This is a genomic window from Faecalibacterium sp. Marseille-Q4137 (assembly GCF_017377535.1).
GTDB lineage: Bacteria > Bacillota > Clostridia > Oscillospirales > Ruminococcaceae > Faecalibacterium > Faecalibacterium duncaniae.
Window position 1 is genome coordinate 12,985 of sequence record NZ_JAFREK010000020.1, and the last position, 17,966, is coordinate 30,950.

Genomic DNA, 17,966 nt, shown 5'->3' on the forward strand with positions numbered 1-17,966 from the left:
TCGCACAGACCAGCGGGCTCGCCGCAGGACCGGCCTTGACCGGAAAGAGGAGCAGAGCGCAGCCCATGGGTGCGGTGGAGGGCGGGACCTTCCTGCCTGCGGGATTTTTTGCAGGCAGAGAACAAACGGCAGGAGGGCTGACTCTTGTACGATGATGAATTTGAATTGACCTTTGACCTGAGCGATGAGGACGAGGCATCCCGGGCCCCTGCGCCGGAACAGGAGCCGGTGCAGGAAGCTGCGCCGGAACCGGCCGCGGAAACAGAACCGGCTGCGGAAACGGAACCACCGGTGGAGGCTGTACCGGAACCGGCAGCCCCTGCGGCCAATGGGCGCTGCGTGCTGATCTCGGGCGGCGACCGGGGCATCGGAGCCGCGGCGGCCCGCGCCTTCTGGCAGGCGGGCTACCGGGTGGCGGTGCTCTACCACACCCACGCCGAGGCGGCGGCGGCGCTGGAAAAGGCGCTGCCGGGCCTGCTGGCGGTCCAGTGCGACGTGGCCTCCCGCGCCAGCTGTGAGGTGGCGTTCCACACCGTGGAGCAGGCCGTGGGCCATGTGGATGTGCTGGTGAGCAACGCGGGCATTGCCCAGCAGAAGCTGTTCACCGATATCACCCCGGAGGAGTGGCAGCACATGCTGGACGTGAACCTGAGCGGCGCGTTCCACCTGTGCCAGTTGGCCCTGCCGGGCATGATCCGCCGCAAGGCGGGCCGCATCCTGACCGTGAGCAGCATGTGGGGCCAGACCGGCGGCAGCTGCGAGGTGCATTACTCCGCTGCCAAGGCGGGCCTGATCGGCCTGACCAAGGCCCTTGCCAAAGAGGAGGGGCCCAGCGGCATCACCGTGAACTGCGTGGCTCCGGGTGTTATCGACACCGATATGATGGCTGCCTTTACGGCAGAGGATAAGGCTGCGCTGGCCGAGGAGACCCCCGTGGGCCGCCTGGGCAGCGCGGACGAGGTGGCGCAGCTGCTGGTGTTCCTGGCAGGCGAAAGCGCCGGTTACATCACCGGGCAGGTGTTCGGTGTGAACGGCGGCCTGGTGATTTGAACCATCCCGCAGCGGCAAAACTTATGATACGATATCACTTACGGCGCAGCCAGCGCCGCGGTGAAAAGGAGAGAGCGAAATGGGCATGACTTTGAAGGAACTGTTGACGAAGGGCGAAGGCACCCTGACGGCGGGCGAGGCCAAGACACTGGCTTCCCAGTGCCGGATGGATGTGGAAACGCTTTACACGCTTCTGGAGGAGCGCGGCATCAAAATTCTGGATGACGAGGCCGACGGTGACACCAGCCTGGATGTGGAAGGCATCATGGCAGAGGTGGAAAGTGCCGAGGCAAACAGCGATGAGCTGGGCCTGGGCGATGAAAATGAGGACGACCCGGCAGAGGAGAACCCCGCAGACCTGAAGGCTGCCATGGATGAGCTGCTGGATGACCCTGTGAAGAACTACCTCAAGCAGATCGGCCAGATCCCGCTGCTGAGCGCGGAGCAGGAAGTGGACCTGAGCAAGCGCATCCACGCCGGTGCCGAGGCTGCCCACATCCTTCAGGCCGACCGCCAGAAGTACGGCGCGCCTGAGTACATCAAAAAGAACAGCGCCCGCTTCTCGTTCGAGGAGGATGAGAACAGCCGGAGCTATACCGAGGATCTGGACGAGGACGGCAACACCAAGTCCAACGAGGACGACGAGGAAAAGGCTGCCGAAGAAGAAGCCATGGAGGCTGTTGAGAACGGCCCCCTGACGGAGGAGCGCCGCCAGGAGCTGCTCAAGATCCGCCGTGACGGCCTGAACGCCCGCCGCAGCCTGAGCGAGGCCAACCTGCGTCTGGTGGTCTCCATCGCCAAGAAGCATGTCGGCCATAATCTGGCGTTCCTGGACCTGATCCAGGAGGGCAACATCGGCCTGATCAAGGCCGCCGAGAAGTTTGACTGTGACCGTGGCTTCCGCTTCTCCACCTACGCCACCTGGTGGATCCGTCAGGCCATCACCCGCGCCATTGCGGATCAGGCCCGCACCATCCGCATCCCGGTGCACATGGTCGAGACCATCAACCGGATGCGTCAGGCCACCAATCAGCTGGTCTACCAGAACGGCCACGAGCCCACCCCCGAGGAGCTGGCAAAGGCCATGGATATGAGTGTGGAGCGCGTGCGCGAGATCCAGCGCATGGCGCAGGAACCCGCCAGCCTGGAAAGCCCCGTGGGCGAGGAAGAAGATTCCTCCTTGGGCGATTTCGTGGCCGACGAGAACGCCGAGGCTCCCGGCAAGGCAGCGGACCGCGCCATGGTGGCCCAGCAGATCAATCAGGCCCTCAAGAGCCTGACCCCCCGTGAGGAAAAGGTCATCCGCCTGCGCTTTGGTCTGGACGATGGCCGCCCCCGCACGCTGGAGGAGGTGGGCCGCGACTTCGGTGTCACCCGTGAGCGTGTCCGCCAGATCGAGGCCAAGGCCATCCGCAAGCTGCACAGCCGCAAGTGCCTGGCCCTGCTGAACGGCCTGATCGAGTGATCCTGAACGTATCGCTATGAGAAAAAGCCCCTGCCGGTCTATTCCGGCGGGGGCTCTTTTGGTGCTGTACAGGTCAGCAGCTGCGCAGCAGAAAGGCCATATAGAGGGGAAGGGTCAGGAGCGGCCCGTTTTTCCCGATATTATAGTCCCCGAGCTTGATCGCATGGGATACATGATATTTTTCAGGGTGGTTGAGGATCGTCTTTGTGCTTTTGACATTTCCGGAGCGGGCCTTTACCTCTACAAGGGTGCATTCCCCCTGATAACGGATCACAAAATCCACCTCGAGGCCGGAATCCTTGTGGAAATAGTAGAGCTTGCGCCCCATCTTGGTGAAGATATCGGCGATCAGGTTTTCAAAGATAGCGCCTTTGTAGCCATAGAGGTCGCCTTGCAGGATGTCAAACTGCGTTCCGTCCTCCAGCATGCTGACGAACAGGCCGGTGTCGCACATATAGACCTTAAAGGTATCCTCTTCCGCATTCCCATCCAGAGGCAGCTCGGTAATGGACAGATTGTGGCACCGTGTGATGATGCCAGCATCCTCGATCCACTGCAGGCTTCCGGCATATTTTGCGGAGGTGGAGCCTTTTTTTACAACGGAATACTGAAATTTTTTGTTTTCCTTGGCAAGCTGGCGGGGAATGGACTGGAAACACTCCTTGATGCGGGACTTATCCTTTTTCTCCGCGTACTTTACCATGTCGTCCTCATAGGAACGAACGATGTCCCGCTGGATACGCAGGACCTCATCCATCTGCCTGCTGGTCACAAAGGTCTGGACAGCATCCGGCATTCCTCCCACAACGGTATATTGGAGCAAAAGCTGCCGCATCCGGTTGTGCAGCGCTTCCGGCACAGGGGAACCGGAGTCCAGAGACCTTTGCAGCAGCGCAATGACAGGTTCGGTGATGTCATTGGCCCATAAGAATTCTTCAAAATCCAGTGGGTACATTTCAAGAACCGTCTCCGATCCGACAGGAACGGATCTCGGCTCCTTGCCGTAGCCCTTTACGCCCAACAGGGAGCCGGTGCCGATCACGTCATAGCGGCCGTCGATGCGGAAAAATTTCAGGGCCGTCCGGGCTTCCGGGCAATCCTGGATCTCGTCCAGGATCAGGATCGTCTGGCCCGGCTCAAAAACAGCATCCTTGCCAAGAAGGGCAGAGAGCATCATCACGATGTTGTCGATCTCCAAAGAACCGGAAAAGACAGAAGCATAATCCGGATTCTCGAAGAAGTTGAGGTACACTGTGTGTTTGTAATTCTTTCTGGCAAATTCCAATACAGAAAAGGTCTTGCCGCACTGACGGCAGCCCTTGATGATAAGCGGCTTCCGGCCGGGTGTGTTTTTCCATGCAAGCAGCTGGTCTGTGATCTTTCGCCTTAACATGCCGTTTCACTCTCCCGAAAATAAATGATCCTGCATCTATTATAAAAGAAAAAGATAACTTTTTCAAGGGACTTTTTTGCGATAACTGAAACTTTTTCGAGCGACTTTTTAACAGAAGAAATAATTTTTTCAAATGACTTCTGCGCAGGAAAGTGGATCTGCCGCAGCGCGGTTATAATTCCTCTGCCCGCCCCATATATTCTTTTCAGAACAAAACGGGTGGGAGGGAACGGCATGTTTGTGGTAACGCTGAACAAGACGAGCTTGAAAAAGGTGGGGGCCGGTGCGCTCTGCTGTGCGCTGGTGATCTTCAGCGCCTTTCTGGGGCGGTACATCAGCACCCGCACGGTGGCGGCAGCGGCCGGGGTGAACCGGATCGAGAGTGCGCAGGACATCCAGACCTGGTTCACGGGCTATGGGCTGGATGTGGACGGCACGTCCATCACGGCGGATAAGGTCAAGATCCCCCGCAAGTGGGACGACAGCTTTTCGGCCTTCAACGGGGTGGTACAGCAAAGCGGAATGGATCTTACCCGCTACAAAGGGAAAACCGTGGAAAAGTGGACCGCCCTGATCCCGGCGGCCAGCAGCGGAGAGACCAGCCGCTACGGCGTGCTGCTGGTCTACCGCAAAAAGGCTGTGGGGGCCTACCTGCTGGAAAAGCCGTCGGGCACGGTGATCGGCCTGAAGGATGCCCAGACCGCAATGGCGCAGGCCGAGCAGCAGGATGCCCAGCAGGTGTCCGGTGAGGATTACAGCGGCGACTGGGGAGAGCGCCATGATGAGGAGCTGGGCGCGGCCGGGCAGAGCCAGCAGACCAGCGGGGAGCCGGACTCCGTGGTGCCCGAGGAGGCGCAGTACACCGACCTGCCCCTGGATGCCGAGGGGTATCCTGTCGAATGAATCCGGTGGAAAAATGGGGGCAAAACTTCTGTTCAATAGCACCAAAATTTCTGGCTAAAAATCAGCAATATGGAATGATGAAAAAATAACGAAGCGGGTTTATAATAATAGTAGCATCCCGCAGCAAAATCGGCTGCGTCCGGAGTGGCAGGACCGTCCGGATCTGAAACGGGATGAAGTAAGGAGAAAATGATTATGAAGGAATTCCAGTATACTGTTAAGGATGCATGCGGCATCCACGCTCGTCCGGCCGGTCTGCTCGTGAAGGTGGCCAAGGGCTTTGCCAGCACCGCTACCCTGGAAAAGGACGGCAAGAGCTGCGACCTGCGCAAACTGATGGCTCTGATGGGCATGGGTGTCAAGCAGGGCGACACCGTGACCGTGAAGGTGGAGGGCGACGATGAGGCCGCTGCTGCCGAGGCCATTCAGAAGTTCCTGACCGAGAACGTCTGATCTTTGAATCTGCGGACAAAAGCCCTTGCGGGAGACCCTGCGGGGGCTTTTTCGCACTAAATTCTCAACAAAGGAGAGAGAACGATGCAGGTAGGAACCGGTAAAAGCATCCTGAACGGCATTGCCATCGGCAAGCTGAAAATTTACAAGAAAAAAGATACCGTGATCTCCACCGCACAGGTCGCGGACACGGCGGCAGAGGAAGCCCGCTTTGAAGAGGCCCGGGCCAAGGCCATTGACCAGCAGACTGCCCTGTATGAAAAGGCACTGGCCGAGGCAGGCGAGGACATTGCCGAGGTGTTCAACATCCATGCCATGATGCTGGATGACGATGACTTTGTGGATGCCATCAAGGAGATCATCAACGGCCAGCACATGTGTGCGGAGTATGCCGTCAAGAAAGCGGGCGACAACCAGGCCGCCGTGTTTGCCGCCATGGACGACCCCTATTTACAGGCCCGCAGCGCCGATGTCATCGACATTGCCCAGGCCATGCTGGACATCCTGCAGGGTGTGGACAATGCCACCCTGCAGGGCACGGAGCCCAGCATTCTGGTAGCAGAGGATCTGGCACCCTCGGAGACGGTGCGGATGGACAAGAGCCTGCTGCTGGGCTTCATCACCCGGGAGGGCAGCTCCAACAGCCACACCGCCATTCTGGCCCGCAGCATGAACATCCCCGCCCTGATCCAGTGCAAGGAGATCCAGGAAGATTGGGACGGCAAGATGGCTGTGGTGGACGGCTACAATGCCTGCGTGTATGTGGACCCCACCCCCGATCTGCTGGAGAGCCTGAAAAAGCGCCAGCAGGAGGACCAGAAGAAGCTGGCCCTGCTGGCCGAGCTCAAGGGCAAGCCCAACACCACGCTGGACGGCAAGACCGTGCAGGTTTTTGCCAACATCGGCGGCATGAGCGATGTGGGCGCGGTCCAGCAGAACGATGCGGGCGGCGTGGGCCTGTTCCGCACCGAATTCGTCTACCTGAACTGCACGGATTACCCCACCGAGGAATACCAGTTCGAGGCCTACAAGCAGGTGCTGGAGAGCCTGGCTCCCAAAAAGGTGGTCGTGCGCACCTGTGATATCGGCGCGGACAAGACCGTGGACTACATGAAGCTCGACCACGAGGACAACCCCGCGCTGGGCTACCGCGCCATCCGCATCTGCCTGACCCGCAAGGATTTCTTCAAGACCCAGCTGCGGGCCCTGCTGCGCGCTTCTGCCTACGGCAACATGAGCATTATGTTCCCCATGATCACCAGTCTGCGGGAGCTGCAGGATGCCAAGGCCGTGCTGGAGGAGTGCAAGGCAGAGCTGACCGCCGAGGGCAAGAAGTTCAGCGACAAGATCGAGGTGGGCACCATGATCGAGACCCCCGCCGCAGTTCTGGTGGCGGACGATCTGGCTCAGGAGTGCGATTTCTTCTCCATCGGCACCAACGACCTGACCCAGTACACCTGCGCGCTGGACCGCCAGAACGCCAAGCTGGAGCCTTTCTTTGATCCCCATCACCCCGCTGTGCTGAAGGCCATCCGGATGACCATTGAGGCGGGCCACCGCCACGGCATCTGGGTGGGCATCTGCGGTGAGCTGGGCGCGGATACCGCTCTCACCGAGACCTTCCTGCGGATGGGCGTGGACGAGCTGTCCATGAACGCCAAGAGCATCCTGCCCGTGCGCAAGATCATCCGCGGTGTGGATCTGAGCAAGCCCTCTGCCAAGAATGTCTGAGTTCCCCTGACGGAACCGTAAAAGGGGCTGCTGCGGCGCTCTCTGCCAACCAAAGTGTTGGCAAAGGGGCGCGCGGCAGCTCTTTTTTGATTGCAACAAGAAGCAAATTCACAAAACTGCCGCCTGACAAGCCGCAGTTTCATGGGTGAACGCTTCACAACGGTAAAGCTGGGTGCTATACTATACCTAAGTCGTATTTTTTGAACGCACCTCTGGAGATGAAAGATAGATATGACGCAATTTCTGATCCGCCGGTTCATCCGGCATCCCAATGATCCCCAGGACCCCGCTACCCGCACGGCCTACGGCAACCTTGCCAGCGGTGTGGGTATGGCCTGCAACCTGCTGCTCTGCCTGGGCAAGCTGCTGGCAGGCACCCTGTTCGGCTCCATTGCCATTATGGCGGATGCTTTGAACAACCTCTCGGACGCTTCGTCCAACGTGGTCAGCCTCATCGGCTTCCGGCTGGCCGCCAAGGCCCCGGATGCCGAGCATCCCTACGGCCACGCCCGCTATGAATATCTGGCCGGTCTGGTGGTCAGCGTGACCATCCTGGGCATCGGCTTTTCCCTGCTCAAGGAATCGGTGGTCAAGGTGTTCCACCCCACCCCCGTGGCGTTCAGCTGGCTGAGCGTGGGCGTGCTGGCCGCATCCATCCTCGTCAAGCTCTGGATGAGCGGCTTCAATCGCACCATCGGCCGCACCATCGGCTCCGAGACCCTGATGGCCACCGCCGCCGACAGCCGCAATGACGTGCTGACCACCGGCGCGGTGCTGATCTCCACCGTGGTCTGCAGCCTGACGGGCTGGGCGCGGCTGGACGGTATTATGGGCGTGGCCGTGGCAGCCTTCATCCTCTGGTCGGGCTGGGGGCTGGTCATGGACACCCTGAGCCCCCTGCTGGGCGAGAGCCCCAGCCCGGAGCTGGTGGAGCACATTGAGCAGACGGTCATGGGCTACCCCGGCGTGCTGGGGATGCACGACCTCATGGTGCACGATTACGGCCCGGGACATCAGTTCGCCTCCCTCCACATCGAGTTCCCGGCAGAGACCGACCCGCTCAAGGCCCACGATGTCATCGACAACATTGAGAACGATTTTATAAAGCGGGACGGCCTGCAGGTGACCATCCACTATGACCCCATCGTCACCACCGATGCGGCGGTGGGCGTGCTGCGTACCCGCCTGATGGAAAAGGCCCGCCAGCTCGACCCCTGCCTTTCGATCCACGACCTGCGCATCGTGCCGGGTGATACCCATACGAATGTCCTGTTCGATCTGGAGTTCCCGGCGGGCTATACCGGGAACAAGGACGAGATGCTGGCCGCCATGTGCCAGTTCGTCCATGAGCAGGACCCGAAATACAGCTGTGTGGTGAAAGTAGAGCAGAGCTATGCGTCTGCTGCCCACGAAAAATAAATTTGTGTTTCAGAGGGGAAGGAACTTATGCTGAACGAGACTTACCGCGGGATGCTGGCCCACAAGAGCGTCATCCGCGAGACCTTTATGTACGGCAAGCAGCGCGCGGCCCAGATCGGCTACGAGAACGTGTTTGATTACTCGCTGGGCAACCCCAGCGTGCCCTGCCCGGAGCGGTTCACCGCCGCCATGCAGGAGCTGCTGACACAGGAGGACCCGGTGGCCCTGCATGGCTACTGCCCCAGCCAGGGCGACCCGGAGTTCCGCACCGCCGTGGCGGCCCACCTGAACAGGATCTTCGGCCTGCCCTATGCGCAGAAGGATATCTTTCCCACCACGGGCGCGGCGGGTGCCATTGCCCACGCTGTGCGCGCCGTGACCCGGCCCGGGGATGAGGTGCTGACCTTTGCCCCCTACTTCCCGGAGTACGGCCCCTATGTGGAGGGCACCGGTGCCCATCTCAGGGTGGTGCCGCCCCAGGCCCCGGCTTTCCAGCCCAATCTGGAGGCCTTTGAGCAGATGCTGACCGAAAAGGTCACCTGCGTCCTCATCAACACCCCCAATAACCCCACCGGTGTGGTCTACTCTGCCGACACCCTGACCCGGCTGGCGGAGATCCTGACCGAGAAGAGCCGGGCCTACGGCCACAACATCTTCCTTGTCAGCGATGAGCCCTACCGGGATATCGCCTTTGATGGCAGGGCTGTGCCCTACCCGGCGGCGTTCTACCCCCACACCCTGACCTGCTTCTCCTTCTCCAAGAGCCTGAGCCTGCCCGGTGAGCGCCTGGGCTACGTGGCCGTGCGCCCCGGCTGCGAGGGCGAGGAGGTGCTGGTGGATATGATGGCCCAGATCTCCCGCTTTACCGGCCACAACTGCCCGCCCAGCATCATCCAGCGCGCTGTGAGCCGCTGCCTGGATGTGACCAGCGACCTGAGCGTCTACGAGACCAATATGGATCTGCTTTACAACAAGCTGAAAGCGCTGGGCTTTGAGGTCGAGCGGCCCGGCGGCACCTTCTATCTCTTCCCCAAGGCGCTGGAGGAGGATGCCAACGCCTTCTGCCGCAGGGCCCGGGAATTTGACCTGCTGCTGGTGCCCAGCGATACCTTTGGCGTAACGGGCTATGTCCGCCTTGCCTACTGCATCGACACCGAAAAGGTAAAGCGCAGCCTGCCCGCGCTGGAAAAGCTGGCGGCCGCGTATCAATAAAGCCGAACCTCCCGGCAGAGCATCTGGCAGTGCCGCCGGGGGTTACAGTATTTTTTGAAACAGAGGAAAGGGAAACTGTTATGGAAAAGATCAAGATGACCACACCGCTGGTGGAGATGGATGGCGACGAGATGACCCGTGTGCTCTGGAAGATCATCAAGGAGGAGCTGATCCTGCCCTTTGTGGATCTGAAGACCGAGTACTACGATCTGGGCCTGCCCAACCGGGATGCCACCCAGGATCAGGTGACCATGGATGCCGCCCTTGCCAACAAGAAGTATGGCGTGGCGGTCAAGTGCGCCACCATCACCCCCAACGCCCAGCGCGTGGAGGAATACCACCTGCACCAGATGTGGAAGAGCCCCAACGGCACCATCCGCGCCGTGCTGGACGGCACCGTGTTCCGTGCGCCGATCATGATCGACAGCATCAAACCGGTGGTCAAGAACTGGACAAAGCCCATCACCATTGCCCGCCACGCCTACGGCGACGTGTACAAGTGCACCGAGTTCCGCATCCCCGGCCCCGGCAGGGCGGAGCTGATCTACACCGGCGACGACGGCTCCCGGCAGGCCGCCACGGTCTACAACTTTGAGTGTGCCGGTGTCCTGCAGGGTCAGTACAACAAGGACACCTCCATCTACAGCTTTGCCCGCAGCTGCTTCAACTACGCACTGGAAAGCAAACAGGATCTCTGGTTCGGTGCCAAGGACACCATTTCCAAGAAGTATGACCACACCTTCAAGGACATCTTCCAGGAGGTGTACGATGCCGAGTACCGGGAAAAGTTCGAGGCCGCAGGCATCACCTATTTCTACAGCCTGATCGATGACATCGTGGCCCGTGTCATCCGCAGTGAGGGCGGATTTGTCTGGGCCTGCAAGAACTACGACGGCGACGTGATGAGTGATATGGTCTCCACCGCCTTTGGCTCGCTGGCCATGATGACCAGCGTTCTGGTCAGCCCGGACGGCAACTATGAGTACGAGGCCGCCCACGGCACCGTGACCCGCCACTACTACAAGTACCTCAAGGGCGAGGCCACCTCCACCAACCCCATGGCCACCATCTTTGCCTGGAGCGGTGCCCTGAAAAAGCGCGGCGAGCTGGACAGCCTGCCCGCGCTGGTCCGGTTTGGCGAGGCGCTGGAGGCCGCCAGCCTGCAGACCCTCAATGACGGCATTATGACCAAAGACCTCTGCGGTCTGGCGGAGGGCATCACCCCCACCCAGGTGAACAGCGAGGAATTCATCCAGGCCATCCGCACCCGGCTGGAAGCAAAACTGGCATAAGCGCTGCATCACGGCCCCTGCCCCGGAACCCCGGCGGCGGGGGCTTTTTGCGCCTATACAAGGCGGTTGGCCTGTGCTACAATGGGAGCAGAAAAGGCGGTGACAGTATGCAGCATCATCCTCTGCCCGAATACCCCCGCCCGGCCCTGCGGCGGGACAGCTACGAGAACCTGAACGGCCTGTGGCAGTACGCCATCACCAGCTCTGCCGGGCTGCCCGCAAGGTGGGACGGCGACATTCTGGTGCCCTACTCCCCGGAGACGAAAGCCTCCGGCGTGGGGCGCACCCTGCAGCCCGGGGCGTGGCTCCACTACCACCGGAGCTTTGTGCCCCCGGCGGGCACCGGCGGGCGGGTGCTTCTCCACTTCGGGGCCGTGGACTATGCCTGCGCCGTGCAGGTCAACGGCCATCTGGTGGGGGGCCACCGGGGCGGCTACTGGCCCTTTGCGCTGGATATCACCGATGCGCTGAATCCTGCCGGCCATGACCGGCTCTGGGTAGCCGTGCAGGACCCCACCGGCACCGGCGTGCAGGCCCGGGGCAAGCAGACCCTCCGGCCCGGCGGGATGTTCTACCCGGCCCAGAGCGGCATCTGGCAGACCGTCTGGCTGGAGCGGGTGCCGGAGAATTACATCACGGAGCTGACCGTCACCCCGGACTATGATGCCCGCACCGTGACCGTGAAAGCCCATACTTCCCTGCCCGGCGGGGCGGCGAACCTGTGGGCCGTGGTGCGTGCCGGGGGCGTGACCGTTGCCGAGGACTGGGGCAGCGACGAGGCCGACCGGGACGGTGCGGTGACCCTGCACATCCCGGAGGAGCATTTCTTCCCGTGGAGCCCGGACAGCCCGTTTTTGTACGACCTGACCGTGGGCACCACGCAGGGAGAAGAGGAGCAGCGCGACACCGTGCACAGCTACTTTGCCCTGCGCAAGTGGAGCTGTGCGCCGGATGTCCACGGGATCATGCGCTTCTGCCTGAACGGCAAGCCCATCCTGCTCAACGGCCTGCTGGATCAGGGCTACTGGCCCGAGGGCCTGTACACCCCGCCCAGCGATGGGGCAGTGGTGCGGGAACTGCAGACCATAAAAGAGCTGGGCTTCAACCTTCTGCGCAAGCACGCCAAGATCGAGCCGCAGCGCTGGTATTACCACTGCGATAAGCTGGGCCTCATCGTCTGGCAGGACATGGTGAACGGCGGCGGGCCCTACAAGCTCTGGTTCGTGACCTACCTGACCAACGTGTTTCAGCCGCTGCTCCGCCGCCTGCCCGACGCAAGGCCCCTTTGGGGCCTGCTGGGCCGCGAAACGGAAGCGGGCAGGGAAGAATATGCCCGGGAGCTGGAAGCTACGGTAAAGGCCCTGCAGTGCCACCCCTGCGTGGGCTGCTGGGTGCCCTTCAATGAGGGGTGGGGGCAGTTCGATGCCGCCGGGGCCGTGGAGGCCGTCCGCAGGCTGGACGATACCCGCCTTGTGGACGAGGCCAGCGGCTGGTACGATCAGGGCGGGGGAGATGTGGATTCCCTGCACAACTATTTCTATCCGCTCCGGGTCAGGCCCCGGAGCCGGGTGGTGGCCCTGAGCGAATACGGCGGCATTGCCTGGCCCATGCCCGGCCATGAGCCGCCCCGCAGGGCGTATGGCTACGGCACGGCAAAGAGCCGGGCCGAGCTGACCGCCCGCTGGAAAAAGCTGCAATTGGAAACGGTGCTCCCTCAGCTGAAAAAGGGGCTTTCGGCCCTGGTGTACACCCAGGTGAGCGATGTGGAGGACGAGGTGAACGGCCTGTTTACCTACGACCGCGCCGCCATCAAGCCCGACCCCGCCGCTGTGCGTGCCGTGAACCAGGCGCTGGAAGCGGCGTTTGAGAAAGCGACAGAATAAAAATAGAAGGCTGTTACCCTGTAACTCCCTCAGTCACGGCTTCGCCGTGCCAGCTCCCTCTCGAAGGGAGCCTTGGCGTAACGGTGAACTGTGAAAGCCTCCCTCTCAGAGGGAGGTGGCATCGCGTCAGCGATGACGGAAGGAGTTTAGGCAACAGCCTTTTTGCATATCAATAAAAACTTAGTTGGTGCTGCTGTTCACGATCTTGGAAGCGGGCATCCTGTTCATGGCGGAGCTGCTCAGGTTGTGCTCCAGAGAAGCGCCGTAGGCGGTCAGCGCCTCGGAGAGCTCCTCCCCCTTCATATCGTTGAGCACCTGTCCGCGCAGGTCGTCCAGCGCCTTCAGGCTCAGGGGGTCGAGCCGCAGGGCGGCCATCAGGGCGTAGCTGTTGTACTTCACAGCCGCTGCCTGCCCGATGGACAGGCCCCGGATGGTGTCGGCGGCACCCTCTGCGGTAAAGGCAGAGGTCACGGTGCTGTCCCCGATGAGCTCCAGAGAAGGTGCATTGGAATCGGAGGAATAGGTGGAGCCCAGCACGGCGTAGACCTCCGGCAGGGCGGAGGTGACCACGCTGGAGAAGTAGCCCAGCAGGGCGCTGCTGAAATCGGAATCGCTCAGGCCGGTCAAGGAAGCAGCGTAGGCATTGGTCTGATCCACGGCATCCTGTACCAAATCCAACATCTCGCTGGTCTGGTCCTCATCGGCAGAGGCATAGGTGCTGGTGTTGTAGAGCGGGATGGTGTAATAGGCCAGCTCATACATGTTGTTCTCCAGATGGCTGGTCAGGTCGGCATCCGACACCGGGGTCTCGCCGTCCACGCCGTAGACCAGCTCCAGCAGGTCGGTGCTCTTGATGAGGATGCGCTCAAACCGCTGGACGGTGTTCAGGCCGATGCCGTTGGCCTTGTAGGTGTCGCCGTACTGCTCCATCAGCTGGGAGGCGTAGCTGTCGGCCTGTGCTTCCTCTTCTGCGGTCAGCTGGCCGCCCAGCTCCTCAAAGCGGGTCTCGATGGCGGCGTAGGTCTCAAGGTTCTCCATGGTTTTCTGGCTCACATAGTCGCTGACAGTGGCGGTCTCGCCGCTGTCGGCATCCACGGTGATGGTCTGCTTCAGGAAGGCCTTCACATCGGTGGCATCCTGCTCCGAGGTGGCCAGATCAGCGGCCTTCTGGTAAGCGTCGTACTGGGCCAGCAGATACAGGCCCGAGGTGATGTCCACCGTGCCGATGGTGCCCACCGAATCCGGGGTGGAGCCGCAGGCGGCAAGGGAAAATACCATTGCCACGGCGGCAAGAAGTGCGATCAGTTTCTTTTTCATTGTTATGCTCCTGTCGTTCGGATCGCCCGCCCTCTTCGTCAGCGCAAGCGCGCTGCCACCTCTCCCAAGGGGAGAGGCTTTGGCAATTCCCCGCAAGGTCTTGGGGAGCCGCCAGAGGCTCCCCCTTTGGGGGAGCTGGCAAAGCCTATTGGCTTTGACTGAGAGGGTGAGGCCGTTAATCTTTCAAAATATCCTGCATCGCCCGGAGGATGCTCTGCAGCAGCTCCAGCGGCTTTTCCTCTTTTTGCAGGGTGACGGAGAGGTAGGGCTTTGCGCCGGCCCCGGTGACAACGCGGCCGTTGAAGGCCACCAGCAGGCCCTGGATCATCCGGAGGTCCAGCTGCTCCACCTGCAGCACCAGGGTGTCCTTTTTCTGGGTCACCTCGTACACGCCCACAGCGGTGGCCTGCACCCGCGCCAGCGAGACATTGACCAGATCGCTGACTGAGGGCGGCGGGTCGCCGTAGCGGTCGATGAGCTCGTCCAGCACATCGGCGGCATCCTCGGGGGTCTGGATGGCTGCGATCCGCTTGTAGGCTTCAATGCGGCCCGGCCCGTCGGCAATGTACGTTTCGGGGATGTAGGCATCCACCCGCAGGTCGATCAGGCACTCGCTCTTGTCGCGCTGCACAGGCTCGCCCTTGGCCCGGGCGATGGCCTGCCCCAGCATTTTTACATAGAGGTCGTAGCCCACGGCCTCCATGTGGCCGTGCTGGCTGTGGCCCAGCAGACTGCCTGCGCCGCGGATCTGGAGATCGCGCATGGCGATGCGGAAGCCGGAGCCGAAGGCTGTGAACTCCCGGATGGCGGAAAGCCGTTTCTGGGCGATGTCGGTCAGGGTCTTGTCCCGCCGGAAGGTGAAGTAGGCATAGGCCTTGCGGCCGGAGCGGCCCACCCGGCCCCGGATCTGGTACAGCTGGGCAAGGCCCATCCGGTCGGCATCCTCAATGATAAGGGTGTTGCAGTTGCGCACATCAATGCCCGTTTCGATCAGGGTGGTGCAGACCAGAATGTCGATCTCGCCGTTGAGCAGATGCTGCCAGACCGGGTTCAGCTCCTCCTCGGTCATCTTGCCGTGGGCAATGCCCACCCGGGCACCGGGCACCAGCTGGCTGACATGGGCGGCGGTGGACTCGATGTTGTCCACCCGGTTGTGCAGGTAGTACACCTGACCGCCCCGGGCCAGCTCCTTTTTCATGGCTTCGGCAAGGATGACATCGTTGTACTCCAGCACAAAGGTCTCCACGGGCTGGCGCTCAATGGGCGGCTGCTCGATGGTGGACAGGTCGCGGATGCCGCTCATGGCCATGTTCAGGGTGCGGGGGATGGGCGTGGCCGAGAGGGTCAGCATATCCACGCCGATAAAGTTTTCCTTCAGCTTCTCCTTGTGCTTCACGCCGAACCGCTGCTCCTCATCGATGATGACAAGGCCCAGGTCGTGGAAACGCACATCCTTGGAGAGCAGGCGGTGGGTGCCCACCACAATGTCCACACTGCCGGACTGCAGGCCCCGCAGGGTCTCCTTTTGCTGTTTCGCGGTGCGGAAGCGGGAGAGCATCCCGATCTTCACCGGGAAGGCCTCCATCCGGGAGAGCAGGGTGTTGTAGTGCTGCCAGGCCAGCAGGGTGGTGGGGGCCAGAAGGGCGCACTGCTTGCCGCCCATCACGCACTTGAAGGCCGCGCGCAGGGCAACTTCGGTCTTGCCCACGCCCACGTCGCCGCAGAGCAGGCGGTCCATCGGGTAGGGCTTTTCCATGTCCTGCTTGATCTCGGCGGTGGCGTGGAGCTGGTCGTCGGTCTCATCGTACTCAAAGCGGGTCTCAAAATCATTCTGCCAGTCGCCGTCGGGCGGGAAGGCGTATCCCTGTGCCTGCCTGCGCCGGGCGTACAGCTCAATGAGCTCCTGGGCCATCTCCTCGGTGGCTTTTTTCACCTTGGCGCGGGTGCGCTGCCATTCGGTGCCGCCCAGCTTGGCCAGCTTCACCTTTTCCTCATCGCCGGGGGCGGTGTAGCGGCTGAGCAGGTCCAGCTGGGTCACAGGCACATAGAGCACATCGGAGCCGGAATACTGGATCTTCAGGTAATCCTTGATGGCACCCTGCACTTCCAGCCGCTGGATGCCCGCATACATGCCGATGCCGTGGCTCTGGTGCACCACATAGTCCCCGGGCTTGATGTCCGAAAGGCTGGACAGGGCATTTTTGTTCTTTTTGCGCTTTTTGTTCTCGGCGGCGGTTTCCTCGTCCAGCCCGTGCCGCCGGGAGGAGATGACCGCCGCGTGGGCAAAGGGGAAGGTGCAGCCTGCGGTCAGGTGGCCGGGCAGCACCTGCACGATGCCTTTGGCCGGGCGCACGTCCCGGCTCATGCTCACGGAGTAGCCCTTGTCTGTCAGGTCCCGGGTCAGGGCGGCGGCACCCTTGGGGGTGCCGGAGAAGAGGGTGATGGCATAGCCCTGGGCGATCAGCGGGTCAAGATCCTCCCGCAGGGAGGCCAGGTCGCCGCCCCAGTTGGGGGCCGCAAAGGCCTCCACGTTGATGAGGTCTTTCAGCTTGAACTCGTTCATCCCCCGCAGGAAGTTCTCACACAGCAGGGTGCTCTGTTTCTGGGCCGCGATGGCAAGGTCGTCCATGGTCTGGTAGAGCACGTCCAGCCCGGGGCAGAGCACGCCCTCCTCCAGCAGGCCGGTCAGCTCCTCGCCCCGGCGGTACTCGGTGGCCTTCTGGGCATCCCGGATGCCGCCCACCTCGTCCAGCACGAAGATGGGGTTGTCCAGATGGTCCAGCAGGGTGGCGGGCTGCGGGTAGCGGATGCCGTAATACTTGTCCATGGCTTCGGGCATCAGGCCGGAATCCAGCTGAGCAAGGTCGGCCTCTGTGGCCTTTTCCATGGCGGTACGCTTTTTGCCTCGCGCCTTTTTGATGGCTCCGCGCAGAGCCTCAGCCGTCTCGGCGGTGCTGCCGAACAGCACCTCGCGGGCGGGGGAAAGGTAGATCTTTTCCAGACTGCCGTCCCGGCGCTGGGTCAGCAGGTCGAAGGAGGCCAGCGAATCGATCTCATCGTCCCAGTATTCCACACGGGCGGGCTGGTGCATGTCCGGCGCGTAGATGTCCACGATATCGCCGCGCACACTGAACTGGCCCGGGCCGTCCACTTGACTGCGCCGGACGTACCCGGCGGCAAAGAGCCGCGCCACCAGCGCTTCCCGGTTGTAGACCATGCCGGGCTTGAGGGTGAGAGTGTTCCGCAGGAACTCATCCCGGGGCACCGTGTATTGCAGCAGCGCCTCGGCGGGCACGCAGACGGCGTTCAGCCGCCCGCCCGCCAGCGCGCCCAGCACCGAAAGGCGGCGGTACTCGTACTCACGGCCCGCGCCCTCCACCGGCCGCAGCATGAAGTCCCGGGGCGGGAACACCGCCGCGGTCAGGCCCAGCGCCTTGAGGTCGTCTGCAAAGTGGGTAGCCTCGGCCTCGCCGGGGGTCACGATGCACAGCACCCGGTCAAGGTCCTTTTGCAGGGCGGCGTACAGCAGGGCACGGCCCGCAGGCGGCAGGCCGAACAGCGCCGCCGGGCCCGGGGTGTGCAGGCTCTCCGCGATCTTCTGATATTCCGCTGTGCTTTTCAGCAGCGCTTCGTACATCGTAGACCTCCTCTCGTCTAAACCTCTCAGCCTTCGCTGGCGCTCGGCAGCTCCTCTATTAGGGGGGCTTGGCATATCGTCGTGTTTTCGAGCCCCGGCGCTTCGCTTCTGTTTGCCCGCCGGCAGATGTTCGTTTTGGAGCCGCAGGCGATCATATCGAAAAATAAACCCTATGCCAAGGCCTCTCCTACTAGGAGAGGTGGCATTGCGC

General features: G+C 61.8%; 12 protein-coding genes. 9 read left to right on the plus strand and 3 right to left on the minus strand.

Features of this window, described 5'->3' with window-relative positions; translation table 11 throughout:
• Positions 1–144 precede the first annotated feature (144 nt).
• Positions 145–1,050: an elongation factor P 5-aminopentanone reductase gene (gene ymfI / locus J3353_RS09465; RefSeq protein ID WP_207684733.1), complete on the plus strand. Its 906-nt coding sequence runs from the start codon at positions 145–147 to the stop codon at positions 1,048–1,050.
• Between the two features lie 79 nt (positions 1,051–1,129).
• Positions 1,130–2,515 carry an RNA polymerase sigma factor gene (locus J3353_RS09470; RefSeq protein WP_156062024.1) on the plus strand — a complete coding sequence of 462 codons (1,386 nt, stop codon included), beginning with the start codon at positions 1,130–1,132 and terminating at the stop codon, positions 2,513–2,515.
• Between the two features lie 73 nt (positions 2,516–2,588).
• Here J3353_RS09470 and J3353_RS09475 read toward each other — a convergent pair whose 3' ends face one another.
• Positions 2,589–3,908, minus strand: coding sequence for an ATP-binding protein (locus J3353_RS09475; RefSeq protein WP_207684734.1), 1,320 nt, complete (start codon positions 3,906–3,908; stop codon positions 2,589–2,591).
• Positions 3,909–4,142: 234 nt separating this feature from the next.
• On the opposite strand from J3353_RS09475, the gene J3353_RS09480 reads away from it, so the two are divergent.
• From J3353_RS09480 to J3353_RS09510, 7 genes are all read left to right on the plus strand, one after another.
• A complete protein-coding gene (locus J3353_RS09480) occupies positions 4,143–4,811 on the plus strand; it encodes a DUF4830 domain-containing protein (RefSeq protein WP_097770226.1) in 669 nt (222 codons plus the stop codon).
• 189 nt (positions 4,812–5,000) lie between these two features.
• Complete coding sequence (locus J3353_RS09485; protein ID WP_005930193.1) at positions 5,001–5,264, plus strand: HPr family phosphocarrier protein; 264 nt, start codon at positions 5,001–5,003, stop codon at positions 5,262–5,264.
• An 84-nt stretch (positions 5,265–5,348) separates the two neighbouring features.
• Entirely contained in the window at positions 5,349–6,995 is a 1,647-nt protein-coding gene (gene ptsP, locus J3353_RS09490) for a phosphoenolpyruvate--protein phosphotransferase (protein ID WP_005930190.1), read from the plus strand.
• A 231-nt stretch (positions 6,996–7,226) separates the two neighbouring features.
• Positions 7,227–8,414 (plus strand): cation diffusion facilitator family transporter, encoded by a 1,188-nt coding sequence (locus J3353_RS09495; protein WP_156058861.1) that lies wholly within the window; start codon positions 7,227–7,229, stop codon positions 8,412–8,414.
• A gap of 27 nt (positions 8,415–8,441) precedes the next feature.
• Positions 8,442–9,626: a pyridoxal phosphate-dependent aminotransferase gene (locus tag J3353_RS09500; RefSeq protein WP_207684735.1), complete on the plus strand. Its 1,185-nt coding sequence runs from the start codon at positions 8,442–8,444 to the stop codon at positions 9,624–9,626.
• Between the two features lie 80 nt (positions 9,627–9,706).
• The gene (locus tag J3353_RS09505) at positions 9,707–10,918 is read left to right on the plus strand and encodes an NADP-dependent isocitrate dehydrogenase (protein WP_005930182.1); all 1,212 of its coding nucleotides are present in this window, start codon (positions 9,707–9,709) and stop codon (positions 10,916–10,918) included.
• Between the two features lie 107 nt (positions 10,919–11,025).
• Entirely contained in the window at positions 11,026–12,801 is a 1,776-nt protein-coding gene (locus J3353_RS09510; protein WP_207684736.1) for a glycoside hydrolase family 2 protein, read from the plus strand.
• A gap of 180 nt (positions 12,802–12,981) precedes the next feature.
• Here J3353_RS09510 and J3353_RS09515 read toward each other — a convergent pair whose 3' ends face one another.
• On the minus strand, positions 12,982–14,118 hold the full coding sequence (locus J3353_RS09515) for a foldase (RefSeq protein WP_154277531.1): 1,137 nt from the start codon (positions 14,116–14,118) through the stop codon (positions 12,982–12,984).
• A 175-nt stretch (positions 14,119–14,293) separates the two neighbouring features.
• The gene (mfd, locus tag J3353_RS09520; RefSeq protein ID WP_207684737.1) at positions 14,294–17,755 is read right to left on the minus strand and encodes a transcription-repair coupling factor; all 3,462 of its coding nucleotides are present in this window, start codon (positions 17,753–17,755) and stop codon (positions 14,294–14,296) included.
• Between the last annotated feature and the right edge of the window lie 211 nt (positions 17,756–17,966).